Here is a 26484-nt window from a genome sequence, read left to right as displayed (position 1 = left end):
GCAGGAACCTCTTATTGATAAATAAAGCCGGAGACAAACCAGGCAATCAGCACCGTGGGCGCGCCCGTCAGGAAGCGGCTGACCAGCACGGACGGCACGCCCACGCGCACGGTGTCCTGGCGCGCTTCGGCCAGCGACAGCCCAACGGGGATGAAATCGCAAGCCGCCTGGGCGTTAATGGCAAACAGGGCGGGCAGGGCGAGGTGCGGGGGAATGTTCCCCAGACCAATCTGCACGCCAATCAGCACGCCGATGACCTGAGCGATCACCGCGCCCGGGCCGAGGAACGGCGACAGCAGCGGGAAGGAACAGATCAGCGCCAGCGTCACCAGCCCGAGCGGGTGGCTAGCGAGCGGGGCGAGGCCGTGGGCAATCCAGTCGCCCAGGCCGGAGGCCATGATGATGCCGATCAGCGCCGAGACGAACGCCATAAACGGCAGAATGGTTTTCAGCACCGTGTCGATGGTGTCGCGCCCGGACTGGAAAAGCACCGCCACGGCGGAACCCATGCCCATCCCGACCTTCGCCAGCAGGCCGTCGCTCTGCTCGGTGATTTTCTTGCTGGTGTCGTACTCGCGCGGAGCCGCTTTTTGCGGTGCAGACGTCCCCTTCACCAGGGTGATGTTGTCTTCCTTAACGCCCGAGACATAAATGTCTTCGAGGATGTACTGCGCCAGCGGGCCGGATTTTCCGGTGGAGTGAATATTTACCGTCGGAATACGGCGCTTCGGATAGATACCGCAGCGCAGCGTGCCGCCGCAGTCGATCACCGCCACGCCAATTTCTGCTTCCGGCGGCTCGCCTTCTTTGAAGCCGTCGACCGCTTCCCAGCCGGTCAGCTCGCACAGCCTGTCGACGATCGCCGGGCGGGTACCCGCGGTGATGTAAACAATCTTTTTGCCTTCGGTGGCGTCGAACTCCAGCGGGCCACCCCAGCCGCCCGTGCCTTTGTCAATGCGGATCCGGTTCATGCTGTGGCTCCTGAAAGATGGACCTTCTGTTCAAGCTGGATGCCCATTTTTTTCTCGAAAATAGCGGTGGTGAGGTCGGTCACCCAGCCGCGGAAGAAGTTGGTCACCAGACCGACCAGCAGGTAGCTCACCGCCAGCGGGCCGAGCGGCAGGCCAAGCGTAGTAAGGCCGCTGGCGATCCCGAGATAAACGAACAGCTCGCCGGGGTTGATGTGCGGGAACAGGCCGTTCATCGAATGGCAGCTGTAGGAGGCGGCGGCGTAGTAGCTCGGCTTGTACTTTTCCGGCATAAAGCGGCCGAGGCTTAAGGTCATCGGGTTGCAGAACACGAAGGTGCCGATAAAGGGCAGTATCAGGTAGCGGGACAGCGGGTTTCCGGCGCAGCGCTGGGCGAAGCGTTCAATGCGCTGCTGGCCGATAAAGTTGATCAGCGCGTTCATGATGACCAGCAGGCTGATCAGCAGGGGCAGGATCCCGGTCACCATGCCGGTGAACACTTCTCCGCCTTTTTGAAATAGCCCGATGAACCACTCGGCGCCGTGGGTGATGGTTTCTATCATTCTTCTCTCCTGTGAGGCTTTTTTGTTTTTGTCTGGCTGGGCTAATAATAATCATTTTGAAAGATTTTAAAGTGTTAATTAGATCTCACAATGAAAGAAAAAAGGATTATTTTGAAAGTTTATTGGTGGGGCTAATGATTTTCGATGGAAAAAAGCGCGGATTTGCGTAGGGAAGGTGCGTACCGCTTCCTTGAGGTGTTGCGGATGCTTTACCATACTGGGTTCTTATCGAACCCGTTAAATGGATGTCTCATGTTCAAGCGTCGTTATGCAGCGCTGTTGCCTGCGCTTATTCTGCTGTCTGCCTGTAGTAGCAAACCTAAGACCGAAGCCGTTCAGCAAACGGCGGGCGCGCCTTCCGGAGGATTCCTGCTGGAGCCGCAGCACAATATGATGCAGATGGGCGGCGACTTCGCGAATAACCCGGCGGCCGAGCAGTTCATCGATAAAATGGTGAGCAAACACGGCTTTGACAGACAGCAGCTGCACGAAATTTTGTCTCAGGCGAAGCGTCTGGACTACGTGCTGCGTCTGATGGACAGACAGGCGCCGACGGCCCAGGTGCCGAGCGGGCCGAACGGCGCGTGGCTGCGCTATCGCAAGCAGTTTATTACTCCGGACAACGTGCAAAACGGCGTGGCGTTCTGGAATCAGTATGAAGAGGCGCTCAACCGCGCGTGGCAGGTGTACGGCGTACCGCCTGAAATCATCGTCGGGATTATCGGCGTGGAAACCCGCTGGGGCCGCGTGATGGGGAAAACCCGCATCCTGGATGCGCTGGCGACGCTCTCCTTTAACTATCCGCGCCGCGCGGAGTATTTCTCCTCCGAGCTGGAGACCTTCCTGCTGATGGCGCGCAACGAGCAGGACGATCCGCTCGATCTGAAAGGGTCGTTTGCCGGCGCGATGGGCTACGGCCAGTTTATGCCGTCGTCCTATAAACAGTATGCCGTCGACTTTAACGGAGATGGCCATATCAACCTGTGGGATCCGGTGGATGCCATCGGCAGCGTGGCGAACTACTTCAAGGCGCACGGCTGGGTGCCGGGCGGGCAAGTTGCGGTGCAGGCGAACGGCGAGGCGTTTGGGCTGGAAAACGGCTTTAAAACCAAATATAGCGTTGCACAGCTGACGGCGGCAGGCTTAACGCCAACCCAGCCGCTGGGCAACGCGCAACAGGTGAGTCTGCTGCGTCTGGATGTCGGGACGGGCTATCAGTACTGGTACGGTCTGCCGAATTTCTACACCATTACCCGCTATAACCACAGCACCCACTATGCGATGGCTGTATGGCAGCTGGGGCTGGCGGTATCGCAGGCCCGCGTGCCGGCGGCGTCACCGTTTAGTCAGTAAGTCACCTTATTCCCCCTCTCCCTGTGGGAGAGGGCTGGGGTGAGGGCACCCGCGCGCACCTATTTCCCTCAGAAACATTTCGCCACACTCCCTCTGCAAACCCGCCATTTACATCTTAACTACCTTTTATTATTGTTATGTTATAACGTTTAATGTGGTGTCGAGATGTCAACGTCCCTTTTCTCTCTGTCTGCTCCGGTTCGGCTTTTGCTGGCGCTGGTGCTGGTTGTCTTTATTGGGCTGGCCGTGTGCTGGGCGGTGGCATTGCCATGATTGTGATGAATGAACTGGTCGCGGGTTATGAACGCCAGCCCATTACGCGGCCCCTTTCGGGCACGATTGAGCGCGGAAGCATGACCGCCATTATCGGCGCTAACGGCTGCGGGAAATCCACGCTGCTGAAAACGCTGGCGGGGTTTATTCCTCCCGTCAGCGGCGGCTTTCGCTGGCAGGGGAAGCGCCCGGTAATCGGATGGCTGGCACAGCGCCACGCGCTGGAGGCGCAGTTTCCGCTGACCGTACAGGACGTGGTAAGCATGGGATGCTGGCCGGGCATTTCGCTGTTTTCCGGGTTTCGTCGCGAAGCGCGGCTGCGCCTTGCCAGCGCGCTTGAGCGCGTCGGACTGGAAACCATGGCGTTATCCACCATCGATGAGCTCTCCGGCGGGCAGTTCCAGCGCATGCTGTTTGCCCGCGTTCTGGTACAGCAGGCGCCGCTGGTGATGCTGGATGAGCCCTTTACCGGCGTCGATGAAGCCACCTGCAACGTGCTGATGGACGTGATGCTGGAGATGTATATGCAGGGGCAAACTCTGCTCGCGGTACTGCACGACAGCGAGCGCGTGTCGCGCCATTTCCCGCAAACGCTGCGGCTGGATGCTGACGTGCCCCAGTGGAAAACCGAGCGGGTGAGGGTGGCATGATCTGGCATCTCTTTTTTCAGCCGTTTATTGAGTACGGCTTTATGCGTCGCGCGCTGGTGGTTTGCCTGGCGCTCTCCGTCAGCACTACCGCGCTCGGGGTGTTTCTTCAGCTGCGACGGATGAGCCTGATGGGCGACGCCCTTTCTCACGCCATTTTGCCGGGTGTCGCCGTGGGGTATTTGCTCAGCGGTATGTCGCTGCTGGCGATGAGTATTGGCGGTTTTATCGCGGGCATTACCGTGGCGCTGCTGGCCGGTCTGGTCAGTCGACGCACGCCGCTTAAGGAAGATGCCAGCTTTGCCGGGTTTTATCTTGGCTCGCTGGCGCTGGGGGTCACGCTGGTGTCGCTGCGCGGGTCGAATGTCGATCTGCTGCATCTGCTGTTTGGCTCCATCCTCGCCGTGGACAACGACGCCGCGCTGTTTGTCACGGGCGTGTGCATGTTCACCCTTATCGTGCTGGCGATGTTCTATCGCGGACTGGTTACCGAAGCGTTTGACACCGCCTGGCTGCAGGTGAACGCCCGCTGGCTGCCCGGCCTGCTGCACGGATTGTTTCTGGCGCTGCTGGTTCTTAACCTGGTGGCTGGTTTTCAGGTGCTCGGCACGCTGATGGCCGTCGGGCTGATGATGCTTCCAGCCGTGGCGGCCCGCTGCTGGGTGCGCACGCTGCCTGCGTTACTCCTGATGGCGGGCATCAGCGGTATTTTCTGCGCATGGCTGGGGCTGAGCCTCTCCTGGGCAATGAGTTTGCCTGCCGGGCCTTCCATTGTGCTTACCGCCAGCGCGCTGTTCTTTATTTCCATTTTACTGGGCACGCGAAGCAGGCTCGCTGGCAGCCTGCGCGCGCTTTTTTAACGCAAGGGGAAACGATGAAACGTACAGGATTAGCAGTGGCGCTCGCGCTGGGGATGATGTCGCACGGCGTGATGGCGAAAACGCTGAATGTGGTCACCAGCTTTTCGATACTGGGGGATATCACGCAGCAGGTGGGCGGTGACCATGTGAACGTGACGACGCTGGTGGGGCCAGACGGCGATCCGCATACCTTTGAACCGTCGCCGAAAGACAGCGCGGCGCTGAGCAAGGCCGATGTGGTGGTGGTAAACGGCCTGGGGCTGGAGGGCTGGCTCGATCGGCTGGTGAAGGCCTCCGGGTTCAAAGGACAGCTGGTCGTCGCCTCAACCGGGGTGAAAACCCACACGCTTGAGGAAGATGGAAAGACCGTGACCGATCCGCACGCGTGGAACAGCGCGGCGAACGGGGCGCTGTATGCACAAAATATTCTGAACGGGCTGGTGAAAGCCGATCCGCAGGACAAAGCCGCGCTGGAAGCCTCCGGTAAACCGTATATCGCGCAGCTTAACCAGCTGGATAGCTGGGCCAAAACGCGCTTTAGCCAGATCCCGCAGGCGAAGCGTAACGTGTTGACCAGCCATGACGCGTTTGGCTATTTCAGCCGCGCCTACGGCGTGACGTTTATGGCGCCGCAGGGACTGTCGTCCGAGAGCGAGGCCAGCGCGTCGCAGGTTGCTGAGATTATCAATCAGATCAAAGCCGACGGCGTCAAAACCTGGTTTATGGAAAATCAGCTCGATCCGCGTCTGGTGAAGCAGATAGCGTCGGCGACGGGCGCACAGCCGGGGGGCGAACTGTATCCGGAAGCGCTGTCGGCAAAAGGCGGGGTGGCAGACACCTACGTTAAGGCATTTCGCCACAATGTGAACACCCTCGCCGACAGCATGAAATAACATTTCCACGGCCGGTGCGCCCGCATCGGCTTTTTTCTGAAGCTCCCTCGTAAAACCTGAAGTGCATCCCCACATCTGACGAGAAAGTGCTATCTTGTGCAGCACGTTTTTCTGATGCCTGGAGCGAGAATGACTGACCATGAATTGATGCAGCTTAGCGAGATTGTTGGCCTTGCGCTGAAGCAGCGTGGCGCGACAATCACCACCGCGGAATCCTGCACCGGCGGCTGGGTGGCGAAAGCGATTACCGATATTGCCGGCAGTTCCGCCTGGTTTGAACGCGGATTTGTGACCTACAGTAACGAAGCTAAAGCACAGATGATTGGCGTGCGCGAATCCACGCTTGAACAGCATGGCGCGGTCAGCGAACCGGTGGTGATCGAGATGGCCATTGGTGCGCTCAAAGAGGCGCGCGCAGATTACGCAATTTCCATTAGCGGCATTGCGGGCCCGGACGGCGGTAGCGACGTGAAGCCTGTCGGCACAGTCTGGTTTGGGTTTGCTACTTCTAAAGGCGAAGGCATCACCCGCCGGGAGTGCTTCAGCGGCGATCGCGAAAGCGTGCGTCGTCAGGCAACGGAATATGCGTTAAAAACGCTCTGGCAACAATTTCTACAAAACACTTGATACTGTATGACCATACAGTATAATTGCACCAACAGAACAGAAATCCACGGTGAAGCACAGTCGCTTCTCCCGGCATGACAGGAGTAATAATGGCTATCGACGAAAACAAACAGAAAGCGTTGGCGGCAGCACTGGGCCAGATCGAAAAGCAATTCGGTAAAGGCTCCATCATGCGCCTGGGTGAAGACCGTTCCATGGATGTGGAAACCATCTCCACCGGTTCGCTTTCTCTGGATATCGCGCTGGGCGCTGGCGGCCTGCCTATGGGCCGTATCGTAGAAATCTACGGGCCAGAGTCCTCCGGTAAAACCACCCTGACGCTGCAGGTCATTGCCGCGGCACAGCGCGAAGGTAAAACCTGTGCGTTTATCGATGCCGAGCACGCGCTGGACCCTGTGTATGCCCGTAAGCTGGGCGTCGATATCGACAACCTGCTGTGTTCTCAGCCGGACACCGGTGAGCAGGCACTGGAAATTTGTGACGCGCTGGCGCGTTCTGGTGCTGTTGACGTTATCGTGGTCGACTCCGTTGCCGCACTGACGCCAAAAGCCGAAATCGAAGGCGAAATCGGCGACTCTCATATGGGCCTTGCGGCTCGTATGATGAGCCAGGCGATGCGTAAGCTGGCGGGTAACCTGAAGCAGTCCAACACGCTGCTGATCTTCATCAACCAGATCCGTATGAAAATCGGCGTGATGTTCGGTAACCCGGAAACCACGACCGGGGGGAACGCCCTGAAATTCTACGCCTCTGTCCGTCTGGATATCCGCCGTATCGGCGCGGTGAAAGAGGGTGAGAACGTCGTCGGTAGCGAAACCCGCGTCAAGGTTGTGAAGAACAAAATCGCTGCGCCGTTCAAGCAGGCTGAGTTCCAGATCCTCTACGGCGAAGGTATTAACTTCTTCGGTGAGCTGGTTGACTTGGGCGTGAAAGAGAAGCTGATTGAAAAAGCGGGCGCCTGGTACAGCTACAACGGTGACAAGATTGGTCAGGGTAAAGCGAATGCCATCTCCTGGCTGAAAGAGAACCCGGCTGCGGCGAAAGAGATCGAGAAGAAAGTGCGTGAGCTTCTGCTGAACAACCAGGACTCCACGCCTGATTTCGCGGTTGATAGCGCGGATGCTGAAGAAACTAACGAAGACTTTTAATTCTCTCGTTTAACAATGAAGGGCTGCTGATGCGGCCCTTTTTGCATTTCTGAATCAGCAGGTTTTTTTATGAGTGAACCGACAACACGTCGACCCGCGTATGCACGCTTACTTGATCGCGCGGTGCGCATCCTGGCCGTCCGTGACCACAGCGAACAGGAGCTGCGGCGAAAACTGTCGGCGCCGGTGATGAGTAAAAACGGCCCGGAAGAGATTGATGCCGCCGCGGAAGATTATGACCGCGTCATCGCCTGGTGCTATGAGCATCGCTATCTTGATGACGAGCGTTTTGCCTCGCGGTTTCTCGCCAGCCGTGGCCGTAAAGGATACGGGCCCGCGCGCATCCGGCAGGAGCTAAACCAGAAAGGGGTAGCCCGGGAGTCCATCGAAAAAGCGATGCGCGAATGCGATATTGACTGGTGCGAACTGGCAAGAGAACAGGCGATTCGCAAGTACGGCGAGCCGCTGCCGCGTGAATTTTCAGAAAAAGTTAAAATCCAGCGCTTTTTGCTCTACCGCGGCTTTCTGATGGAAGATATTCAGGATATCTGGCGTAATTTTGCCGATTGAACGCATGCGGGATTTTACTTCCCACTAAAGAAAACTTATCTTATTCCCACTTTTTCCAGTAGCTGGTCTGTCCAACGGTTTACCGATACAGGCTGGCTACGACATTTCGTTAGCTTGATTTCAGGATAATTATGAGCAAGAGCACCGCTGAGATCCGTCAGGCGTTTCTCGATTTTTTCCATAGTAAGGGACACCAGGTTGTTGCCAGCAGCTCCCTGGTACCGAACAACGATCCGACTCTGCTGTTTACCAACGCCGGGATGAACCAGTTCAAGGATGTGTTCCTTGGTCTCGACAAGCGTAATTATTCCCGCGCCACAACCTCACAGCGTTGCGTGCGTGCGGGCGGTAAACACAACGACCTGGAAAACGTCGGTTACACCGCGCGTCACCACACCTTCTTCGAAATGCTGGGTAACTTCAGCTTCGGCGACTACTTCAAACACGATGCCATTCAATATGCGTGGGAACTGCTGACCGGTGAAAACTGGTTCAACCTGCCGAAAGAGCGTCTGTGGGTTACCGTCTATGAAACCGATGACGAAGCCTACGAAATCTGGGAAAAAGAAGTCGGGATCCCGCGCGAGCGTATTATTCGCATCGGCGATAACAAAGGCGCGCCTTACGCGTCCGACAACTTCTGGCAGATGGGTGATACCGGTCCTTGCGGTCCGTGCACCGAGATCTTCTACGATCACGGCGACCACATCTGGGGCGGCCCTCCGGGAAGCCCGGAAGAAGACGGCGATCGCTACATTGAGATCTGGAACATCGTCTTCATGCAGTTCAACCGTCAGGCCGACGGTACGATGGAGCCGCTGCCGAAGCCTTCCGTTGATACCGGTATGGGCCTGGAGCGTATTGCCGCGGTTCTGCAGCACGTTAACTCCAACTATGAGATTGACCTGTTCAGCACCCTGATCAAAGCCGTTGCCGAAGTCACCGGCGCGACCGATCTGAACAACAAATCGCTGCGCGTTATCGCGGACCACATTCGCTCCTGCGCGTTCCTGATTGCAGACGGCGTTATCCCGTCGAATGAAAACCGTGGCTACGTGCTGCGTCGTATCATTCGTCGTGCTATTCGTCACGGCAACATGCTGGGCGCGAAGGACACCTTCTTCTACAAACTCGTTGGGCCACTGATCGGCGTGATGGGTTCAGCCGGTGACGAGCTGAAACGCCAGCAGGCGCAGGTTGAGCAGGTTCTGAAAACCGAAGAAGAGCAGTTTGCCCGTACTCTGGAGCGCGGTCTGGCGCTGCTGGACGAAGAGCTGGCGAAGCTCAAGGGCGACACGCTGGATGGCGAAACCGCTTTCCGCCTGTACGACACCTACGGCTTCCCGGTTGACCTGACAGCGGACGTTTGCCGTGAGCGCAACATCAAAGTTGACGAAGCGGGCTTCGAAGCCGCGATGGAAGAGCAGCGCCGTCGTGCGCGTGAGTCCAGCGGTTTCGGTGCAGACTACAACGCGATGATCCGCGTTGATAGCGCGTCTGAATTCAAAGGTTATGAGGCGCTGGAACTGACCGGCAAAGTGACCGCCCTGTTTGTTGACGGCAAAGCCGTGGACAGCATCAGTGCGGGTCAGGATGCGGTTGTCATTCTGGACAAAACGCCGTTCTACGCCGAATCCGGCGGCCAGGTTGGCGATAAGGGCGAACTGAAGGGCAATGGCTTTAGCTTCAGCGTCAGCGACACCCAAAAATACGGTCAGGCGATTGGTCACCAGGGCAAACTGGTTTCCGGTTCTCTGAAAGTGGGCGAGGGCGTCCAGGCTAACGTTGATGAAGCTCGCCGCGCGCGCATTCGTCTGAACCACTCGGCAACCCACCTGATGCACGCTGCCCTGCGCGATGTGCTCGGTACCCACGTTGCACAGAAAGGTTCTCTGGTTAACGACAAAGTGCTGCGCTTCGACTTCTCGCATTTTGAAGCGATGAAGCCATCTGAAATCCGTGCGGTGGAAGATCTGGTGAACGCGCAGATCCGTCGTAACCTGCCAATCGAGACTCATATCATGGATCTCGAGGACGCGAAGAAAAAAGGTGCGATGGCGCTGTTTGGCGAGAAATACGATGAACGTGTTCGCGTGCTGAGCATGGGCGACTTCTCTACCGAGCTGTGCGGCGGTACACACGCCTCGCGCACCGGTGACATCGGCCTGTTCCGTATTGTTTCCGAGTCGGGTACGGCGGCAGGCGTGCGTCGTATTGAAGCGGTGACCGGTGAAGGTGCGATTGCCAGCCTGCATGCGCAGAGCGATCAACTGCACGATATCGCGCAGCTGCTGAAAGGCGATAGCCAGAACCTGGGCGAGAAAGTGCGCGTTGCGCTGGATCGCACGCGTCAGCTGGAAAAAGAGCTGCAGCAGCTGAAAGAGCAGGCTGCGGCGCAGGAGAGTGCAAACCTCTCCAGCAAGGCTGTAGACATTAAGGGCGTCAAACTGCTGGTCAGCGATCTGGCGGGCGTTGAGCCTAAGATGCTGCGTACTATGGTCGACGATCTCAAGAACCAGCTTGGTTCTACCGTTATCGTGCTGGCGACAGTGGCAGAAGGTAAGGTTTCTCTGATTGCGGGCGTATCTAAGGATGTGACCGACCGCGTAAAAGCAGGGGAACTGATTGGTATGGTCGCTCAGCAGGTGGGCGGCAAGGGTGGCGGTCGTCCGGACATGGCGCAAGCCGGTGGTACGGATGCGGCGGCACTCCCTGCAGCATTGGCCAGCGTTGAAAGCTGGGTAAGCGCGAAACTGTAATAACTACAAAGCACAAGCAGACGCCATAGCGGTAACGTTATGGCGTCTTGTTCACTGTGCTATCGATAACGATAAAGTCAGGTTGAGTTTGTGTATATCGGCTAAACTTACGTTTAACAGAATGTGATGCCGTGACTGCTTACACTTTACGTGTTTGTCATCGCTTACTTTTTGGCGTTATATGATGGATAATGCCGGGATACAAGAGACCCGACTCTTTTAATCTTTCAAGGAGCAAAGAATGCTGATTCTGACTCGTCGAGTTGGTGAGACCCTCATGATTGGGGATGAGGTCACCGTGACAGTTTTAGGGGTAAAGGGTAACCAGGTACGTATTGGTGTTAACGCTCCTAAAGAAGTATCTGTCCACCGTGAAGAGATCTACCAGCGTATCCAGGCTGAAAAATCCCAGCAGTCCAGTTACTGATATTGTCGCGTCTCGCTGTCGGGCGAGACGCAACCCTCCTGTCATTTTTCCTGCTCAAAGTTACCGTTTAATTTCAATCGCTCTCTTTTTAACCGCTCCATAACCCTTAACTCGTCCTATCTCCGCCTTTTCTGCATAGGTTTTCTGTGAAGAAGCCTGCAAAATCCGCTTATAAAACACCCTCTTTGCGGCTTTTACATGCGAATTGCGTGTGATTTGTGCAAACGATAAAAGCTTTTGGAAAATTGTTTGACTTATAAGTCCCAGAAAGTAATATATGCGCCACGCAGCGACGAGAAGCTCTTAACGAGTTGCTCGAAGCACTCGAAAGAGGCGTTGTGTGGTGAGGTGGCCGAGAGGCTGAAGGCGCTCCCCTGCTAAGGGAGTATGCGGTCAAAAGCTGCATCCGGGGTTCGAATCCCCGCCTCACCGCCATTTTGCATCCGTAGCTCAGCTGGATAGAGTACTCGGCTACGAACCGAGCGGTCGGAGGTTCGAATCCTCCCGGATGCACCATTTACTATTTCTGAAAGCAGTACCCTGATGCATCCGTAGCTCAGCTGGATAGAGTACTCGGCTACGAACCGAGCGGTCGGAGGTTCGAATCCTCCCGGATGCACCATATTCTCCGAGATAATAGCCACGCTGTTGTTTCAAGGTCTGCGGGTTAATCGCAAGCACCAGGGAGGATAACGTTGCTTTAGCAACGGCCCGAAGGGCGAGGCGCAGCCGAGTAATCCTCCCGGATGCACCATTTACTGTTTCTGAAAGCATTTCCCGATGCATCCGTAGCTCAGCTGGATAGAGTACTCGGCTACGAACCGAGCGGTCGGAGGTTCGAATCCTCCCGGATGCACCATCTTCTCCTTCTTTGTTTATTCCTTCGACGTTCCGTCAGCAATCACACTCTCAGTCAGCGACAAAAACCACCATTTACGATAAAGTAATGCTTTGTTAATCGTTTAGCGAGAGCACGATGTACGCACAGTATGACGGTTTGATCTTCGATATGGATGGCACTCTCCTGGATACCGAACCCACGCATCGTCAAGCCTGGACAGACGTCCTGGGCCGCTACGGTATGCGTTTCGATCTTCAGGCGATGATTGCCCTCAACGGATCTCCCACCTGGCGTATTGCACAGGCCGTGATTGAACTGAATCAGGCCGATCTCGACCCGCACCTGCTCGCGCGCGAAAAAACCGATGCAGTAAAAGCCATGCTTTTAGATACCGTACGCCCTCTGCCGCTGATTGATGTGGTAAAAGAGTGGCACGGGCGTCGCCCGATGTCGGTAGGAACAGGCAGCGAAAGTGCGATTGCAGAAGCTTTGCTCAATCATCTTGGCCTGCGCCACTATTTTTCTGCCGTGGTCGCCGCCGATCATGTTAAACATCACAAGCCCGCACCGGACACCTTCCTGCTTTGCGCAGAATTAATGGGCGTCCCGGCGGCAAAATGCGTCGTGTTTGAAGATGCCGATTTCGGCATCCAGGCCGCGCGTGATGCCGGAATGGATGCGGTGGATGTACGCTTACTGTGAGTGACGCGCTGTCACTTGCCTCATTATTCGCCAGCAGTTTTTTAAGCGCCACGCTGTTACCGGGAAATTCGGAAGTGGTGCTGGTGGCGATGCTGTTGTCCGGCGTGAGTCAGCCCTGGCTGCTTGTATTAATAGCAACAATGGGTAATAGCCTTGGAGGGCTGACTAACGTTATTCTTGGGCGTTTCTTTCCGCTGCGTGAAAAATCGCGCTGGCAGGAAAAGGCAGTCGGCTGGCTAAAACGCTATGGCGCTGCCACGCTGTTATTAAGCTGGATGCCTGTAATAGGCGATTTACTGTGTCTGCTGGCGGGATGGATGCGCATCTCCTGGGGACCGGTGCTCTTTTTTTTGTGCCTTGGCAAGGCGTTGCGCTATGTTCTCGTGGCGTGGGCAACGCTGCAGGGTATGACGTGGTGGCACTAATTGGTGGAATGAATACGCGACCTTCAATCGTCAACCATTACAATTATGCTGAGTAACATTACTTTGACAGGCGGGAGGTCAATTTGATCCCGGACGTATCTCAGGCGCTGGCCTGGCTGGAAAACCACCCTCAGGCATTGAAGGGTATTCAGCGTGGGCTTGAGCGTGAAACGCTGCGCGTTAACGCGGACGGCAGTTTAGCGACAACGGGTCACCCGAAGGCGTTAGGCTCGGCGCTGACACATAAATGGATCACAACCGATTTCGCTGAAGCGCTGCTGGAGTTCATCACCCCAGTAGAGGGTGATATTGATCATATGCTGACGATCATGCGCGATATCCATCGTTATACCGCGCGCAACCTGGGCGACGAACGTATGTGGCCCCTCAGCATGCCGTGCTATATCGAGCAGGGCCAGGAGATTGAGCTGGCGCAGTACGGCACGTCAAATATCGGCCGGCTGAAAACGCTCTATCGTGAAGGGCTGAAAAACCGCTACGGCGCGTTGATGCAGACGATCTCGGGTGTGCATTACAACTTCTCGCTGCCAATGGCATTCTGGCAGGCGAAATGCGGTGAAACGGATAAAGACGCGATCTCGGAGGGCTATTTCCGCCTCATCCGCAACTATTACCGTTTCGGCTGGGTGATCCCGTATCTGTTTGGTGCCTCCCCGGCGATCTGTTCTTCGTTCCTGCAGGGGAAACCGACCACGCTGCCATTCGAGAAGACCGATTGCGGAATGTACTATCTCCCGTATGCCACCTCTCTGCGCCTGAGCGATCTCGGTTATACCAATAAATCGCAAAGCAATCTCGGTATTACGTTTAACGAATTGCACGAATATGTGGCAGGATTGAAGCGGGCGATCAAAACCCCGTCGGAAGAGTACGAGAAAATCGGCCTCGAAAAAGACGGTAAGCGCCTGCAAATCAACAGCAATGTGCTGCAGATTGAAAACGAGCTGTATGCGCCTATTCGTCCTAAGCGCGTGACGCGCAGCGGCGAAACCCCGTCGGATGCGCTGCAGCGCGGTGGGATCGAATACATTGAAGTGCGCTCGCTGGATATCAACCCGTTCTCACCGATTGGCGTTGATGAACAGCAGATTCGCTTCCTGGATCTGTTTATGGTCTGGTGCGTGCTGGCGGATGCGCCGGAAATGAGTTCAGACGAACTGCTCTGTACCCGTACAAACTGGAACCGCGTGATTCTGGAAGGGCGTAAACCGGGTCTGACGCTGGGGATCGGCTGCGAAACGGCACAGTTCCCGCTGACGAAAGTCGGCAAAGATCTGTTCGGCGATCTGAAGCGTGTTGCCCGGACGATGGACAGCATCGACGGCGGGGATGCGTATCAACAGATCTGCGACCAGCTGGTGGCGTGCTTTGATAACCCGGAACTGACGTTCTCAGCACGCATTCTGCGTTCTATGATCGATCAGGGCATTGGCGGCACGGGGCGTTCACTCTCAGCGGAGTACCGTGAGATGCTGATGCAGGAGCCGTTAGAAGTGCTGAGCGAAGCGGATTTTGTCGCGGAACGCGATGCGTCCGTGGTGCGTCAGAAAGAGGTTGAAGCGGCGGATACCGAGTCGTTTGAGGCGTTTCTGGCTAAGCAGGCTTAAGCAGAAAAGAAAAAGGCCACATCGCTGTGGCCAAAATATACATCTCTGAATTCAGGGATGATGATAACAAATGCGCGTCTTTCATATACTCAGACGCGCATTCTGTAGAAGAGTTCAGTTTATTTTAAAAAAAATCACTATCGGAGGTGACGTATGCCGTTATTAGATAGCTTTACTGTCGACCATACCCGTATGGAAGCACCTGCAGTCCGCGTGGCGAAGACCATGCACACCCCGCACGGCGACACGATCACCGTCTTCGATCTGCGTTTCTGCGTGCCAAACAAAGAAGTGATGCCGGAGAAAGGCATTCATACGCTGGAACACCTGTTCGCTGGCTTCATGCGTGACCACCTGAACGGCAACGGCGTTGAGATCATCGATATCTCTCCGATGGGCTGCCGTACCGGTTTCTACATGAGCCTGATTGGTCAGCCTGAAGAGAAACGTGTGGCAGATGCCTGGAAAGCGGCCATGCAGGACGTGCTGAAGGTGAAAGAGCAGAACCAGATCCCAGAGCTGAACGTTTACCAGTGCGGCACCTACCAGATGCACTCTCTGGAAGAAGCGCAGGAAATCGCGCGTCATATCATCGAGCGTGATGTGCGCGTGAACAGCAACGAAGAGCTGGCCCTGCCGAAAGAAAAACTGCAGGAACTGCACATCTAGTGCACCTTTTCCCTCTCCCTCAGGGAGAGGGTAGGGTGAGGGTTGTTTAACCCATGACCACAACCTCGACTTTTTCCTTTATCCACCGTCCCCTCGTTCCGTTTGCCCATGATTACATTCATGGTGACAGCGAACCGTGGCACAAGCACGACTGCGCGCAGCTGCTGCACACCCTGAGCGGCGTGGTACGGGTGGATACCGCATCAGGCTGTTGGGTTGTGCCTCCCGGTCGCGGCGTCTGGCTACCTGCGGGGACTCGCCACTCGCTTCGCATCACCGGCAACGTGGCGGCGCGAACGCTATTTATCGATCCGCTGGCGCGGGCCGATCTCCCGGCCACCTGCCAGATCGTGCAGATAACGCCGCTGCTGCGCGAGCTGATCCTCGTCTGCCTTGCTTTACCTGAATCGTACTCACCCGGAAGCCGGGATGAGCGCGTCTATGAGCTCATTCTCGATGAAATCCGCACTATGCCGGTGCTGCCGTTTCACCTGCCGGAGCCGGAAAGTGAGGCGCTACGTCGCCTGTGTCTGCAAATCCGGCAACACCCGGGGGAAAGCTGGACCAGCGCGCAGGCGGCGAGCATGATGAACGTGAGCGAGCGCACCCTGAACCGCCATTTTCAGCAGCAGACGGGATTAAGCTACGGCGAGTGGCTGAGAAGGGCGCGCCTGCTGGAAGCCTTAGTGCGACTGGCGCAGGGCCAGCCGGTATTACGCGTGGCGCTGGATCTGGGGTACGGCAGTCACAGCGCCTTTACGGCCATGTTCCGTCGGGTGATGGGCGTCTCTCCCAGCGATTACTTTAAGAACGACTGACGGCGTTAAACAGCGCCTGAAGCGACGCGCGCGCCACGTCGCTGTCAATGCCTACGCCCCAGCGGCTGCTGCCGTCCTGGAACAGGCAGCGGATGTAGGCCACCGACCGGCTGTCGCTGCGTTCGCCTAACGTATGCTCGTGGTAATCCTTTATCACGAACGGGGCGTTGACCCAGCGGCTTAAGCCGTGAGCGGCGGCGGAGAGCAGACCGTTACCCTGACCCTCCAGCTGGCGCGTTCCTCCCTGTGTGGCGACGCTGGCCGTCAGACGCAGCTGGCCGTCCTGCTGGCTGTCGCTGCGGTAGGATTGCAGCGCATAGTGCGGCGATGCTACCAGGCCGTAGCGGGCGCGGAACAGCTGCCACAGCGCATTATGCGTCATCTCTTTTCCGTGGCGATCGGTTTCCTGCTGCACGTGCAGGCTGAAATCCTGCTGAAGGGCGCGAGGTAATTTCAGGCCATGATTCTGTTCGATGAGCCATGCGCTGCCGCTTTTTCCTGACTGGCTGTTCACGCGGATCACCGCTTCGTAGGTGCAGCCGATATCCTGGGGATCGACAGGCAGGTAAGGCATCTCCCAGCGATCGCCCGGCCTGCGGGCATCAAAGCCTTTTTTAATCGCGTCCTGATGCGAGCCGGAGAAGGCGGTATAGGCCAGCCGTCCTGCCCACGGATGGCGCGGGTGCACCGGCAGCTGATTGCAGGTTTCCACCACTTCCACCACCCGATTCATATCGCTAAAGTCCAGATTCGGGCTAACCCCCTGGCTGTAGAGGTTCATCGCCAGCGTTACCAGGCAGACGTTGCCCGTACGTTCCCCGTTACCAAACAGACAGCCCTCCACGCGGTCAGCCCCCGCCATTACGGCCAGCTCCGCGCAGGCGACGCCGGTACCGCGGTCGTTATGCGGATGCACGCTGATGCAGACGTCGCGGCGGCGGCTAAAATGGCGACAGAAGTACTCGATCTGGTCGGCATAGACGTTCGGCGTGCTCACTTCGACTGTGGCGGGTAAGTTGATCACCATAGGCCGTTCATCGCACGGCTGCCAGATCTCCGCCACGGCTTCACAAATCTCCAGCGCAAACTCCGGCTCGGTAAAGCAGAAGGTTTCCGGAGAGTATTCATACTGCCAGCGGGTGTCGGGATTTTTCTCACACAGCTGGCGAATAAGCCGCGTCGCGCGCGTCGCCAGCTCAACGATTTGCGCTTTCTCCATGCCGAAGACCAGGCGGCGGAACAGCGGGGCGGTGGCGTTATACAGATGCACGGTGGCCTGCTTTGCGCCGCGCAGGGATTCAAAAGTGCGATGGATGAGATCTTCCCGCGCCTGGGTTAATACCTGAATCGTCACGTCATCCGGGATGCGGTTCTCTTCAATCAGCTGGCGAACGAAGTTGAAATCCGTCTGCGAGGCTGAAGGAAAAGCCACCTCAATTTCTTTGAATCCGCAGCCCAGCAGCAAATCCCAGAACTGCAGCTTGCGGGTGCTGTCCATCGGCTCGGCAAGGGCTTGGTTGCCGTCGCGGAGGTCGGTGGAAAGCCAGCGAGGCGCGCGGGTGATGCGTTGCTCCGGCCAGCGGCGGTCGGGCAGGGAAAGGGTCGGATAGGGTTGGTACTTGTCGGCGGGTGTGTTCAGCATGATGCGCTCCTGTTGTCTTTTCACTATCGTGAAGTGATTACAGGAGCGCTGCTTTATCGAAACTGACAATCGCTGTCGCGTTCTGGACAACCGGGGCGGTTGCCCTGTGGCGGCTACCAGCGCAGAGGATTAATGCGCACCACCGCCGCCGCCGCCGGCACCAAACGGCGGTCTGGCAAACCACACCAGCCCCAGCAGGATGATAAAGATCCCTGCCGATATCCAGAAAATCTCGTTGGCCGAGATAATTAGCCCCTGGTTGGTGATCTGCTGGGCAATCCAGCCGGACGCCTGCTGCTCCGTCATTCCCATCCCCTGAAGCTGGCTATACATCTGCTGAGCATTCGGGTTGTACGGGTTCACCGCTTCGGTCAGCTGGGCGTGGTGCATCGATTCACGGTTCGTCCACAGGGTGGTGGTGATCGACGTACCGATGGAGCCCGCCAGCGTACGGGTGAAGTTCGACAGGCTAGACGCGGCCGCCAGACGCTCGGGCGGTAAGCCAGAGAGCGTGATGGTAGTCAGCGGCATAAAGAAGCACGCGACCGCGAAGCCCTGAATGAACTGCGGCCACGCAGAGGCGCCAAAGTCCATTCCTGGCTCAAAGGTATACGCACGCCAGTAGAAGCACACCGCATACATGATGAAGCTGAACGTCACAAGACGGCGCATGTCGAGCTTATGGGCGAAGCGGCCAATTATCGGCGACAGCAGGACCGGGATCACCCCGACCGGCGCTGAGGCCAGACCCGCCCAGGTTGCGGTATAGCCATACACCTCCTGCAATAGCTGCGGCAGCAGAACAATCGCGCCGAAGTAGAGCATATAGGCGAGGCTGATACACAGACATCCAATGGTAAAGTTTCGCGACTTAAACAGCGAGAGATCGACTATCGGGTTGTCGTCCGTCAGCTCCCAGACGATCAGGAAGCTTATCGACACCACCGCGACAATGGTCAGGATGATAATTTCCTGCGAGTTGAACCAGTCGAGCTCTTTACCGCGGTCGAGCATGATCTGCAGACTGCCGATACCCAGGATCAGCAGCGCCAGCCCGATGCTGTCGATTCGCCGCTGTTCGGTACGGGTCTCACGTCCCCGCAGCGACTGCAGCGTCATTAATACCACGACCGCGCCAATCGGTACGTTGATGAAGAAGATCCAGCCCCAGTGGTAGTTATCGCTGATGTACCCGCCCAGAATCGGTCCGCAGATAGGCGCGACGATAACGGTCATCGACCAGAGCGCCAGCGCGACGGAACGTTTTGCGGGAGGGTAGTTGCTCAGCAGCAAACTCTGGGAAAGCGGGATCAGCGGCCCGGCGACAATCCCCTGAATGACGCGGAAGAAAATCAGCATCGTCAGGCTGCTGGACATGCCGCACGCCCACGAGGCCAGTACAAACGCCACCGTGGACCAGAGGAACAGCTTCACCTCACCGACGCGCTTTGCCAGCCAGCCGGTAATCGGAATGGAGATGGCGTTTGCCACCCCAAACGAGGTAATGACCCAGGTCCCCTGGCTCAGCGACGAGCCAAGGTTACCGGCAATGGTCGGGATCGCCACGTTTGCGATGGTGGAGTCCAGCACCTGCATGAATGTCGCCAGCGACAGCGCTATGGTCATAATGACCAGCTGCGCCCCTTCCAGCGGTTTTTGCGGCTTTTGCTGTTGCATAACGCTCACCTTCGGATTAACCGGCGTTTGCCTTCACGATGTCATCGATCAGCTTGTTGACCGGATCGAGGCTAATTTCACGGGCGTTACTTTCATAAGCCGGGCTGCTGCGCACCTGGCTTGCCAGGATCTGACCGTCGCGGTTGGCGGTGTCAACGGTCACCAGCGTAGAGAGGCCGATACGCAGCGGGTGATCCGCCAGCTGTTTGGCATCCAGTTCGATACGCACGGGCAGACGCTGAACCACTTTGATCCAGTTACCGGTGGCGTTCTGCGCAGGCAGCAGGGAGAAGGCGCTGCCGGTCCCCATATCCAGGCCGACCACTTTACCGGTGTACTTCACGTCATCGCCGTAAATGTCGCTGACAACCGTCGCGGTCTGGCCGATACGCATATGGGCAAGCTGCGTCTCTTTAAAGTTGGCGTCGACCCAAAGATTGTCTGCCGGCACGACCGCCATCAGCGGCGTGGTTGGGCTAATCTGCGCTCCTGGCTGGACGGAACGACGGGAGACATAGCCGGTCATCGGGCTGACGATTTTGGTACGCTGCAGGGCAAGCCACGCGTTGCGCACTTCGGTCGCCGCCTGCTGTACGGCGGGCTGGTTTTCCAGACTGGTGCCCAGCACCATCGCCTGGTTGGCGTTGTACTGTTGAATGGCCACATCCAGCTGTGCCTGAGCGCTGGCAACGGCATCGCGGGCGTGCTGCAGCTCTTCACGGCCAATCAGGTTGGCGGTGCCGAGCGGCACGCGGCGGTTCAGGTCGCTCTGCGCCTGCGCCAGCGCTGTTTTCTGCACGTCGATGTTGGCCTGCAGCTGTTTGCTGTTGATCATCAGCTGGCGGGTCTGACGGACGCTGGAGGCCAGCGCGGTCTGTGCTTTTTCAAAAGCCTGCTGGGCGTCGGTTGGATCGAGGGTCACCAACACATCGCCTTTTTGCACAAAGTCGGTATTGTCAGCCCAGACTTTCGTCACGCTGCCCGACACCTGCGCCATAATTTGTACCTGGTTCCCTGCCACGTACGCGTCGTCAGTCTCTTCAGCATGACGCAGTACTAAAAACCAATAGATCCCATATGCCACGGCAATAATGATAAAGAGCAAGGTCAACAGAAGAAGGGCGCTCTTACGTTTGCCTTTCTTGTTGGCCGGTTGCTGCGGGGTAGTGCTCTCCGCATTTGCGCTCATTGTTGTTCTCCACGATCTTCTTATTTTCACATCGGCTGAGCCGACCTGTTGTCAGAAAGGCCAGCAGTGTGACGTGCTGGCCTGTCGGTTTTCTTATGAATCAGGAATGGTGAGCGTGTCGTCGCGTTAGCGCAGCGCCTCAAGAACGGCGCCGTCTTCATCCATCTGGTCCAGACGGGTGAGCAGCTTGCGAGTGATGTGCTCAAGCTGGTCGCGCTCGGCGGTGCTGAGGACAGACCAGAGTTTGTGCAGGCAATTGTGCTGCGGTGGCAGCACCTCGCGCAGGAACTGGTGACCTTTATCGGTCAGTTGCAGATGCAGGCAGCGGCGATCGTTGTCGCTTTCGCGGCGCTCAATCCAGCCACGCTTTTCGAGTTCATCGGCAATACGGGTCGCATTGGTACGGGAGGAGCCCAGCGCGCAGCTCAGTTCGGAAGGCTGAATGCTGTGATTTTCCTGAGACTCCAGCGTGATCAACGCCATAAACAATGTCTCGTTAATCCCTTGAGCTTTCAGCATTTTATTACGGTTTTCCAGCAGCTTACCCTGCATGTGCATGCACAGGCGAGTCAGCAGGATTTCCTGGTACGGAAAGTCCTCATGGCGACTGGCGCGGAATTTAAGCATTTGTTCAATGGGCGTAAACGAACTATCCATTTGGGCATAACCTCATTAATTACAGCTGATATAGTAACGACGGTGACAAATAATGTAAATGAATTATTTGTGCGGTTATATCCGCCAAACTTATGTCACCATCAGAAAGCGCCGGGTAAGTCCGTGACCCGGTGAGCACAGAAAGCGTAGGGTATGAGCCCGCTGAGGAGAGGATGTGAGGACGGGGGTCTGAACTATTCATGCCAATTGTAAATATGTCACCCACATTAAAATTTCTGGGATAAATGATTACGTTTACATTAACAGAGTGAAGGGCCTCTTAACACCCTAAGAGGCCAACTCAATGTAAATGTTAGTTAATTGCATCCTGGCGGTGGTAACCGCGCCACCATACTAGCAGGTTGAGGGTAGCGACAATGGCCCCAATCGCACACACCCCCGACCAGCCCGCATGCTGCCACGCCGACGCTGAAATTAGCGAACCCGCAGCGCCGCCGATAAAGTAGCTGGTCATGTAGCCGGCCGTCAGGCGGTTACGCGCCTCTGGCTTCACGCGATAGATGACGGTCTGATTGGTAATGTGAACGCCCTGTACGGTGAGATCGAGTACCAGGATACCGACGATCAGCGCCAGCACCGAGATGTGTCCGTACCAGATCGCCGCCCAGGAGAGCAGAAGTAAAATCAGTCCTGCGGAGGTGGTCAGGTGGGATTTACCCTTGTCGGCCAGCCCGCCTGCGGGACGCGCGCCCAGCGCGCCTGCGGCACCGGCCAGGCCGAACAGGCCAATCACCCCTTCGGAATAATTGAACGGCGGTGCGGCCAGCAGAAACGCCATCGACGTCCACAGAATGCTGAAGTTAGCGAAGGTGAAGCAGCCCAGCAGGGCGCGAGTGCGCAGAAGCTTATCCTGGGTGAACAGGCTGAAAACGGAGGCCAGCAGCTGCGGGTAGTTCAGGTGGTTTTCCTGCTTCACTTTTGGCAGCCCGCGCCACAGCGCCAGCGCCATAACCACCATCAGCACGCTCGCCACCCAGTATACGGTGCGCCAGCCGCCGAGGCTTGCCAGCAGCCCAGCAACGGTACGCGCCAGCAAAATCCCCAGCAGCAGGCCGCTCATGATGGTACCCACCACCTTGCCGCGTTTTTCCGGAGAGGCGAGAGTCGCGGCGAGCGGGACCAGAATTTGCGCCACCACGGAGAACAGTCCCGTCAGCGCGGTTCCGACGATCATCATCGTCAGCGACTGGCTGCTGGCGGTGATCAGCATCCCACCGGCGGCCAGCAGGGTCATGGAGACTATCAGCATTCGGCGTTCAAACATATCGCCCAGCGGCACCAGAAACAGCAGCCCGGCGGCATAGCCTAGCTGTGCTGCGGTGACGATAAAGCCTGCGGAGCTGGCGGGGAGATTGAACGCGCGGGCGATGGTGTCGAGAAGAGGCTGCGCGTAATAGTTGCTGGCGACGGCCAGACCCGTTGCCACGGACATTAAAAGGATGAGTGCGGGGCTAAGCCCTTGAGTTGTTTTTGTCATTAGTTTCAGGAATCGTTAGTTGAGTGATTATTTTTCCGGAAACCATAATAGCTAATGATTGTGAAAGTTGGGGGATTGTTGGGTGATGGATTGTGCGGTTTAGGGGGATAGTGCGGTTTGATCCCCTCACCCCGGCCCTCTCCCCAAAGCGGAGAGGGTTAGGGTGAGGGGTAGGGTTTTGTTTTTACTTCTGTGCCTCAAGCGCCTCTTTCACCCAGCCGTCAAACTGCTGCTGGTGGGCTTTGATCCAGCCGTCGACGTGGCCTTTGACATCCGCTTCAGACGATTTGCCCGCGTGCATCATCGCGTTCTGGGCGTTGATGTCAGCCAGCGGCAGCTTCATTACCGAAAACAGCTTCGCCGCCGCCGGGTTTTTCTCCGCCCAGGCTTTGTTCGCCACGATATGCATGGTGTTCACCGGGAAGCCGTAGTTCATGCCGTTCGGCAGCCTGGTGTCGATATCTTTCTGCTCGCCCGGCAGGGAAGAGAACGGCACCTGCAGCCACACCACGTCTTTACCCGGCTTCAGCACGTCGCTCACCCAGTACGGCGTCCAGGTGTAGTAGATCACCGGTTTACCCTCTTTGAAGCGGGCAATGGTGTCGGCCATCATCGCTGAATAGTTGCCGTGGCTCACGTCGACCGTTTTCGCCAGATCGAAAGCTTGGTTCTGGTGGTTAATCACCGCTTCACAGCCCCAGCCAGGCGAGCAGCCCATCATGTCGGCCTTGCCGTCACCGTTGGTGTCAAACAGTTTGGCGATCTTCGGATCTTTCAGCTGTTCAATATTGGTGATGTGGTACTTATCGGCGGTTTTCTTGTCGATCAGATAACCCTGCGCCGCGCCCGTCACGAAGGTACCCTCGCGATAGAATTTCTTATCGCCACCGGCGGCGGCATACATGTCGTCGTGCAGCGGCTGCCAGTTTACGGCGGTAAAGGTGGCGTCACCGGAGGCAATCGAGGTGTAGCCCACGTTGTAATCCACTTCGCTCGGCGTGTTAACCTTATAGCCCAGTTTTTCCAGCGCGCGGCTGACGATCAGGGTCTGGAAGCTCTCTTCCGAAATGGTGCTCTGCACCGGCTGCACGGTAATGCCTTTGCCCGGCAGGTCTGCCGCAAACGTGCTGGTGGAGACAAGGGTGGCAAACGCTGTGGCAAAAAGTACGTTATGTCGCATCGTTGTTCCTTATTTTATAAATGGGCGGGTGAGTAACCCGACAGGGCCGGTGGAATACCAGCGACGGTTGCCGCGACTGCGTGAATCGCGACCGACGGCCTGGGTCAGGCGGTCAAGAATAATGGCGAGGATCACAATCCCGACGCCGCCAACGGTAGCCAGCCCCATGTCGAGACGGCCAATGCCGCGCAGCACCATCTGACCCAGACCGCCAACGGCGATCATCGAGGCAATCACCACCATCGAAAGGGCCAGCATCAGCGTCTGGTTAACGCCCGCCATGATGGTTGGCATGGCCAGCGGGAGCTGAACCTTAAACAGCATCTGGCGCGGGCTGGCGCCGAACGAGCGTGACGCTTCGATCAGGTCCGCAGGCACCTGGTTGATCCCGAGAATGGTCAGACGAATAATCGGCGGCAGCGCGAAGATAATGGTGACCACCACGCCCGGCACGTTGCCGATGCCGAACAGCATCACAATTGGCACCAGATAGACGAATGCCGGGGTAGTCTGCATCGCATCCAGCAGCGGACGGATAATCTTCGCCGCCCGCGGGCTGCGCGCCAGCCAGATCCCCATCGGCAGGCCGATGACGATGCAGAAGAGCAGGGCAGTCAGCACCAGCGCCAGGGTGATCATCGCCTGCGACCAGGCCCCAATCGCGCCGATGGCAATCAGCGAAATCAGCGTGGCGATCCCCATCCCGGCGCTGCCAAACTGCCAGGCGATCAGGGAGAACAGAATAATCGCCACCGGCGCCGGCATGCCCAGCATCAGCTGCTGGAAGCCGTTCAGGATGTAATCCACCGGAATGCGGATCCCCTGGAAAACCGGGCGGAAGTGCGTCACCACCCAGTCGATCCCCTCCGTGACCCAGCTGTCCAGCGGGATCAGCGTTTTATGGAACGGATCCATGATGTTGAAATGCTCTGGCGCAGGCGCGGGTGCGCTATTGAGCCAGTCCGCCGCACCGCCACCGTCGGCGGGTGCTGGCGTGGAACCCCAAGCGTCGGCGGATTGTGCAGCGTTGTCCGCCGCTTCAGCGGTGCCCCACGGGTTAGTTTGATCAGCCATTATTTGCCCCCTCGCGATCTAAAGCCTGCAGCAGCATCCGTTTGGAGATGATACCGACGTACTGTTGTTCCTCACCCACGACGGGCACGGCACACGGTGCCTGTCCCACGTGAGAGAGCAGCTCGCTGAGCGGCGTTTCGGCGTCCACGGCAAGCGGAGCGTCAATTAACGCCGCATCGATGCCCTGGTTTTCGCTGAGCGCGGTTTTCAGAGAATCGATGGAAACAACGCCGACAAATTTATTGCCGCGTTCAACCAGATAACCGTATTCACGGTCTTCGTCCTGCAGCAGCTTAAGCGCCGAGCGTGGGCCGAAACCTGGGGTTTTACGAATAATGCCGTTTGGCGTTCGACGGGCAATATCTTTGGCGCTAAAGACCTGGCTAATATCCACGCCGCGGAAGAAGGTGCGTACATAATCATTCGCCGGATTATTGAGAATTTCATCCGGCGTGCCGACCTGCACCACTTCACCGTTTTGCATAATGGCAATACGGTCGCCAATACGCATGGCTTCATCCAGATCGTGGGAAATAAACACAATGGTTCGCTGATGTTTAGCCTGTAATTTTACCAGCTCGTCCTGCATCTCGGTACGAATTAACGGATCGAGGGCGGAGAAGGCTTCATCCATTAATAATATGTCTGGATTAATGGCTAATGCACGGGCTAATCCCACGCGCTGGCGCATACCGCCGGAAAGTTCATCCGGGTACGCATGCGCATAATTTTCCAGCCCAACCTGACGCAGTGCATCCAGAGCTTTTTCCTGACGTTCCTGAGCCGGCGTGCCGGCTAATTCCATGCCAAAAGCGGTATTATCCAGTACCGTCATGTGCGGCATTAGCGCGAATGACTGAAACACCATTGCGATCTTCTTTCTGCGCACCTCGCGAAGCTCGGCGTCTGATATTCTGGCGATATCCACGCCGTCAATCAGCACCTGTCCGCGGGTGGGTTCAATCAGGCGATTGAGAAGGCGAACCATAGTGGATTTACCCGAACCGGATAATCCCATGATGACAAAAATCTCGCCTTCTTCAATGGCCAGACTGGCGTCTTTAACGCCAAGCGATAGCCCGGTTTTTTCCAGAATTTGCTCTTTCGTAAGGCCTTTCTCAATATATTTGAATGCGCGCTGCGGGTGCTCGCCAAATACTTTATAAAGATTTTTCACTTCTAATTTAATTGCCATGCAATAGAGAGTGTCCTGTTATTTGTTTATGCCGATATGATTACCATGGTAAATTGTTAACGGGCATAACCCTAACATACTGAGAATCTGAGACAACCCTGAGTTCGCTTATGGCATGAATTTTCAGGGAAGCGAAATGGCTGAATTTCCCATGAGTAAAGGGCTGAGCGTGATCTGAATTTTTCTCAATTTTTTGCTGCT

The 26484-nt window shown here is 56.9% G+C and carries 24 protein-coding genes and 4 tRNA genes; 18 read left to right on the top strand and 10 right to left on the bottom strand.

The window, feature by feature from the left end:
• Positions 1-11: 11 nt before the first annotated feature.
• Both UR504_RS07865 and srlA read right to left on the bottom strand, forming a co-directional pair.
• The gene (locus tag UR504_RS07865; RefSeq protein WP_302236570.1) at positions 12-971 is read right to left on the bottom strand and encodes a PTS glucitol/sorbitol transporter subunit IIB; all 960 of its coding nucleotides are present in this window, start codon (positions 969-971) and stop codon (positions 12-14) included.
• Positions 968-1531, bottom strand: a complete 564-nt coding sequence (srlA, locus tag UR504_RS07860; RefSeq protein ID WP_003862164.1) for a PTS glucitol/sorbitol transporter subunit IIC — start codon at positions 1529-1531, stop codon at positions 968-970. Before srlA ends, UR504_RS07865 begins: the two co-directional genes overlap by 4 nt.
• A 252-nt stretch (positions 1532-1783) precedes the next feature.
• Here srlA and mltB point away from each other — a divergent pair, with 252 nt between their 5' ends.
• The 18 genes from mltB to UR504_RS07770 all read left to right on the top strand — a co-directional run bounded on the left by mltB (position 1784) and on the right by UR504_RS07770 (position 16171).
• Positions 1784-2884, top strand: coding sequence for a lytic murein transglycosylase B (gene mltB / locus UR504_RS07855; protein WP_302236573.1), 1101 nt, complete (start codon positions 1784-1786; stop codon positions 2882-2884).
• Positions 2885-3153: 269 nt separating this feature from the next.
• Positions 3154-3807, top strand: a complete 654-nt coding sequence (locus UR504_RS07850; protein ID WP_115876137.1) for a metal ABC transporter ATP-binding protein — start codon at positions 3154-3156, stop codon at positions 3805-3807.
• Entirely contained in the window at positions 3804-4664 is an 861-nt protein-coding gene (locus UR504_RS07845; protein WP_133295027.1) for a metal ABC transporter permease, read from the top strand. The genes UR504_RS07850 and UR504_RS07845 overlap by 4 nt, the downstream gene beginning before the upstream one ends.
• A gap of 14 nt (positions 4665-4678) precedes the next feature.
• Complete coding sequence (locus UR504_RS07840) at positions 4679-5557, top strand: metal ABC transporter substrate-binding protein (protein ID WP_320739573.1); 879 nt, start codon at positions 4679-4681, stop codon at positions 5555-5557.
• Positions 5558-5686: 129 nt separating this feature from the next.
• Positions 5687-6184 carry a nicotinamide-nucleotide amidase gene (pncC, locus tag UR504_RS07835; protein ID WP_032643004.1) on the top strand — a complete coding sequence of 166 codons (498 nt, stop codon included), beginning with the start codon at positions 5687-5689 and terminating at the stop codon, positions 6182-6184.
• An 89-nt stretch (positions 6185-6273) separates the two neighbouring features.
• Complete coding sequence (gene recA / locus UR504_RS07830; RefSeq protein WP_024907698.1) at positions 6274-7332, top strand: recombinase RecA; 1059 nt, start codon at positions 6274-6276, stop codon at positions 7330-7332.
• 69 nt (positions 7333-7401) lie between these two features.
• Entirely contained in the window at positions 7402-7902 is a 501-nt protein-coding gene (recX, locus tag UR504_RS07825; RefSeq protein WP_111965498.1) for a recombination regulator RecX, read from the top strand.
• Positions 7903-8033: 131 nt separating this feature from the next.
• Complete coding sequence (gene alaS, locus UR504_RS07820) at positions 8034-10661, top strand: alanine--tRNA ligase (RefSeq protein ID WP_223580361.1); 2628 nt, start codon at positions 8034-8036, stop codon at positions 10659-10661.
• Between the two features lie 241 nt (positions 10662-10902).
• Positions 10903-11088 (top strand): carbon storage regulator CsrA, encoded by a 186-nt coding sequence (gene csrA / locus UR504_RS07815; RefSeq protein ID WP_000906486.1) that lies wholly within the window; start codon positions 10903-10905, stop codon positions 11086-11088.
• A 342-nt stretch (positions 11089-11430) separates the two neighbouring features.
• A tRNA-Ser gene (locus tag UR504_RS07810) sits at positions 11431-11523 on the top strand.
• Positions 11524-11527: 4 nt separating this feature from the next.
• A tRNA-Arg gene (locus tag UR504_RS07805) sits at positions 11528-11604 on the top strand.
• A gap of 29 nt (positions 11605-11633) precedes the next feature.
• Positions 11634-11710 (top strand) — tRNA-Arg (locus UR504_RS07800).
• Positions 11711-11870: 160 nt separating this feature from the next.
• Positions 11871-11947: transfer RNA gene (locus UR504_RS07795), tRNA-Arg, on the top strand.
• A gap of 117 nt (positions 11948-12064) precedes the next feature.
• Positions 12065-12631, top strand: coding sequence for a fructose-1-phosphate/6-phosphogluconate phosphatase (gene yqaB, locus UR504_RS07790; protein ID WP_032648006.1), 567 nt, complete (start codon positions 12065-12067; stop codon positions 12629-12631).
• Positions 12628-13056: a YqaA family protein gene (locus UR504_RS07785; RefSeq protein ID WP_008499541.1), complete on the top strand. Its 429-nt coding sequence runs from the start codon at positions 12628-12630 to the stop codon at positions 13054-13056. The genes yqaB and UR504_RS07785 overlap by 4 nt, the downstream gene beginning before the upstream one ends.
• Positions 13057-13139: 83 nt before the next feature.
• The gene (gene gshA / locus UR504_RS07780) at positions 13140-14684 is read left to right on the top strand and encodes a glutamate--cysteine ligase (RefSeq protein WP_274240663.1); all 1545 of its coding nucleotides are present in this window, start codon (positions 13140-13142) and stop codon (positions 14682-14684) included.
• Positions 14685-14837: 153 nt separating this feature from the next.
• Positions 14838-15353 carry an S-ribosylhomocysteine lyase gene (luxS, locus tag UR504_RS07775; protein ID WP_014833019.1) on the top strand — a complete coding sequence of 172 codons (516 nt, stop codon included), beginning with the start codon at positions 14838-14840 and terminating at the stop codon, positions 15351-15353.
• A gap of 53 nt (positions 15354-15406) precedes the next feature.
• Positions 15407-16171: an AraC family transcriptional regulator gene (locus UR504_RS07770; protein ID WP_274240662.1), complete on the top strand. Its 765-nt coding sequence runs from the start codon at positions 15407-15409 to the stop codon at positions 16169-16171.
• On the opposite strand, the gene leuA is transcribed toward UR504_RS07770, so the two are convergent.
• The 8 genes from leuA to proV form a co-directional block, all read right to left on the bottom strand.
• Entirely contained in the window at positions 16158-17813 is a 1656-nt protein-coding gene (gene leuA / locus UR504_RS07765; RefSeq protein WP_302236593.1) for a 2-isopropylmalate synthase, read from the bottom strand. The two genes, UR504_RS07770 and leuA, sit on opposite strands and share 14 nt — an antisense overlap.
• 129 nt (positions 17814-17942) lie before the next feature.
• Positions 17943-19490: a multidrug efflux MFS transporter permease subunit EmrB gene (emrB, locus tag UR504_RS07760; RefSeq protein ID WP_115876129.1), complete on the bottom strand. Its 1548-nt coding sequence runs from the start codon at positions 19488-19490 to the stop codon at positions 17943-17945.
• Positions 19491-19506: 16 nt separating this feature from the next.
• The gene (gene emrA / locus UR504_RS07755) at positions 19507-20679 is read right to left on the bottom strand and encodes a multidrug efflux MFS transporter periplasmic adaptor subunit EmrA (RefSeq protein WP_045909303.1); all 1173 of its coding nucleotides are present in this window, start codon (positions 20677-20679) and stop codon (positions 19507-19509) included.
• A 126-nt stretch (positions 20680-20805) separates the two neighbouring features.
• The gene (mprA, locus tag UR504_RS07750) at positions 20806-21336 is read right to left on the bottom strand and encodes a transcriptional repressor MprA (RefSeq protein ID WP_023333174.1); all 531 of its coding nucleotides are present in this window, start codon (positions 21334-21336) and stop codon (positions 20806-20808) included.
• A gap of 313 nt (positions 21337-21649) precedes the next feature.
• On the bottom strand, positions 21650-22834 hold the full coding sequence (locus UR504_RS07745) for an MFS transporter (RefSeq protein ID WP_320739571.1): 1185 nt from the start codon (positions 22832-22834) through the stop codon (positions 21650-21652).
• 184 nt (positions 22835-23018) lie between these two features.
• A complete protein-coding gene (gene proX / locus UR504_RS07740) occupies positions 23019-24014 on the bottom strand; it encodes a glycine betaine/L-proline ABC transporter substrate-binding protein ProX (RefSeq protein ID WP_302236602.1) in 996 nt (331 codons plus the stop codon).
• Positions 24015-24023: 9 nt separating this feature from the next.
• On the bottom strand, positions 24024-25088 hold the full coding sequence (gene proW / locus UR504_RS07735; RefSeq protein ID WP_271369196.1) for a glycine betaine/L-proline ABC transporter permease ProW: 1065 nt from the start codon (positions 25086-25088) through the stop codon (positions 24024-24026).
• On the bottom strand, positions 25081-26283 hold the full coding sequence (gene proV, locus UR504_RS07730; RefSeq protein WP_127732090.1) for a glycine betaine/L-proline ABC transporter ATP-binding protein ProV: 1203 nt from the start codon (positions 26281-26283) through the stop codon (positions 25081-25083). The genes proW and proV overlap by 8 nt, the downstream gene beginning before the upstream one ends.
• Between the last annotated feature and the right edge of the window lie 201 nt (positions 26284-26484).

The sequence above is a fragment of the Enterobacter sp. 241F3 genome (assembly GCF_034106785.1).
GTDB classification, from domain to species: domain Bacteria; phylum Pseudomonadota; class Gammaproteobacteria; order Enterobacterales; family Enterobacteriaceae; genus Enterobacter; species Enterobacter vonholyi.
Note: the sequence above shows the minus strand (reverse complement) of the source record. Positions and strands in the feature narration are given on the sequence as shown.

Coding starts and splice junctions, on each gene's coding strand:
- UR504_RS07865 (WP_302236570.1), bottom strand. CDS start 971: ATGAACCGGATCCGCATTGACAAAGGCACGGGCGGCTGGGGTGGCCCG.
- srlA (WP_003862164.1), bottom strand. CDS start 1,531: ATGATAGAAACCATCACCCACGGCGCCGAGTGGTTCATCGGGCTATTT.
- mltB (WP_302236573.1), top strand. CDS start 1,784: ATGTTCAAGCGTCGTTATGCAGCGCTGTTGCCTGCGCTTATTCTGCTG.
- UR504_RS07850 (WP_115876137.1), top strand. CDS start 3,154: ATGATTGTGATGAATGAACTGGTCGCGGGTTATGAACGCCAGCCCATT.
- UR504_RS07845 (WP_133295027.1), top strand. CDS start 3,804: ATGATCTGGCATCTCTTTTTTCAGCCGTTTATTGAGTACGGCTTTATG.
- UR504_RS07840 (WP_320739573.1), top strand. CDS start 4,679: ATGAAACGTACAGGATTAGCAGTGGCGCTCGCGCTGGGGATGATGTCG.
- pncC (WP_032643004.1), top strand. CDS start 5,687: ATGACTGACCATGAATTGATGCAGCTTAGCGAGATTGTTGGCCTTGCG.
- recA (WP_024907698.1), top strand. CDS start 6,274: ATGGCTATCGACGAAAACAAACAGAAAGCGTTGGCGGCAGCACTGGGC.
- recX (WP_111965498.1), top strand. CDS start 7,402: ATGAGTGAACCGACAACACGTCGACCCGCGTATGCACGCTTACTTGAT.
- alaS (WP_223580361.1), top strand. CDS start 8,034: ATGAGCAAGAGCACCGCTGAGATCCGTCAGGCGTTTCTCGATTTTTTC.
- csrA (WP_000906486.1), top strand. CDS start 10,903: ATGCTGATTCTGACTCGTCGAGTTGGTGAGACCCTCATGATTGGGGAT.
- yqaB (WP_032648006.1), top strand. CDS start 12,065: ATGTACGCACAGTATGACGGTTTGATCTTCGATATGGATGGCACTCTC.
- luxS (WP_014833019.1), top strand. CDS start 14,838: ATGCCGTTATTAGATAGCTTTACTGTCGACCATACCCGTATGGAAGCA.
- UR504_RS07770 (WP_274240662.1), top strand. CDS start 15,407: ATGACCACAACCTCGACTTTTTCCTTTATCCACCGTCCCCTCGTTCCG.
- leuA (WP_302236593.1), bottom strand. CDS start 17,813: ATGCTGAACACACCCGCCGACAAGTACCAACCCTATCCGACCCTTTCC.
- emrB (WP_115876129.1), bottom strand. CDS start 19,490: ATGCAACAGCAAAAGCCGCAAAAACCGCTGGAAGGGGCGCAGCTGGTC.
- emrA (WP_045909303.1), bottom strand. CDS start 20,679: ATGAGCGCAAATGCGGAGAGCACTACCCCGCAGCAACCGGCCAACAAG.
- mprA (WP_023333174.1), bottom strand. CDS start 21,336: ATGGATAGTTCGTTTACGCCCATTGAACAAATGCTTAAATTCCGCGCC.
- UR504_RS07745 (WP_320739571.1), bottom strand. CDS start 22,834: ATGACAAAAACAACTCAAGGGCTTAGCCCCGCACTCATCCTTTTAATG.
- proX (WP_302236602.1), bottom strand. CDS start 24,014: ATGCGACATAACGTACTTTTTGCCACAGCGTTTGCCACCCTTGTCTCC.
- proW (WP_271369196.1), bottom strand. CDS start 25,088: ATGGCTGATCAAACTAACCCGTGGGGCACCGCTGAAGCGGCGGACAAC.
- proV (WP_127732090.1), bottom strand. CDS start 26,283: ATGGCAATTAAATTAGAAGTGAAAAATCTTTATAAAGTATTTGGCGAG.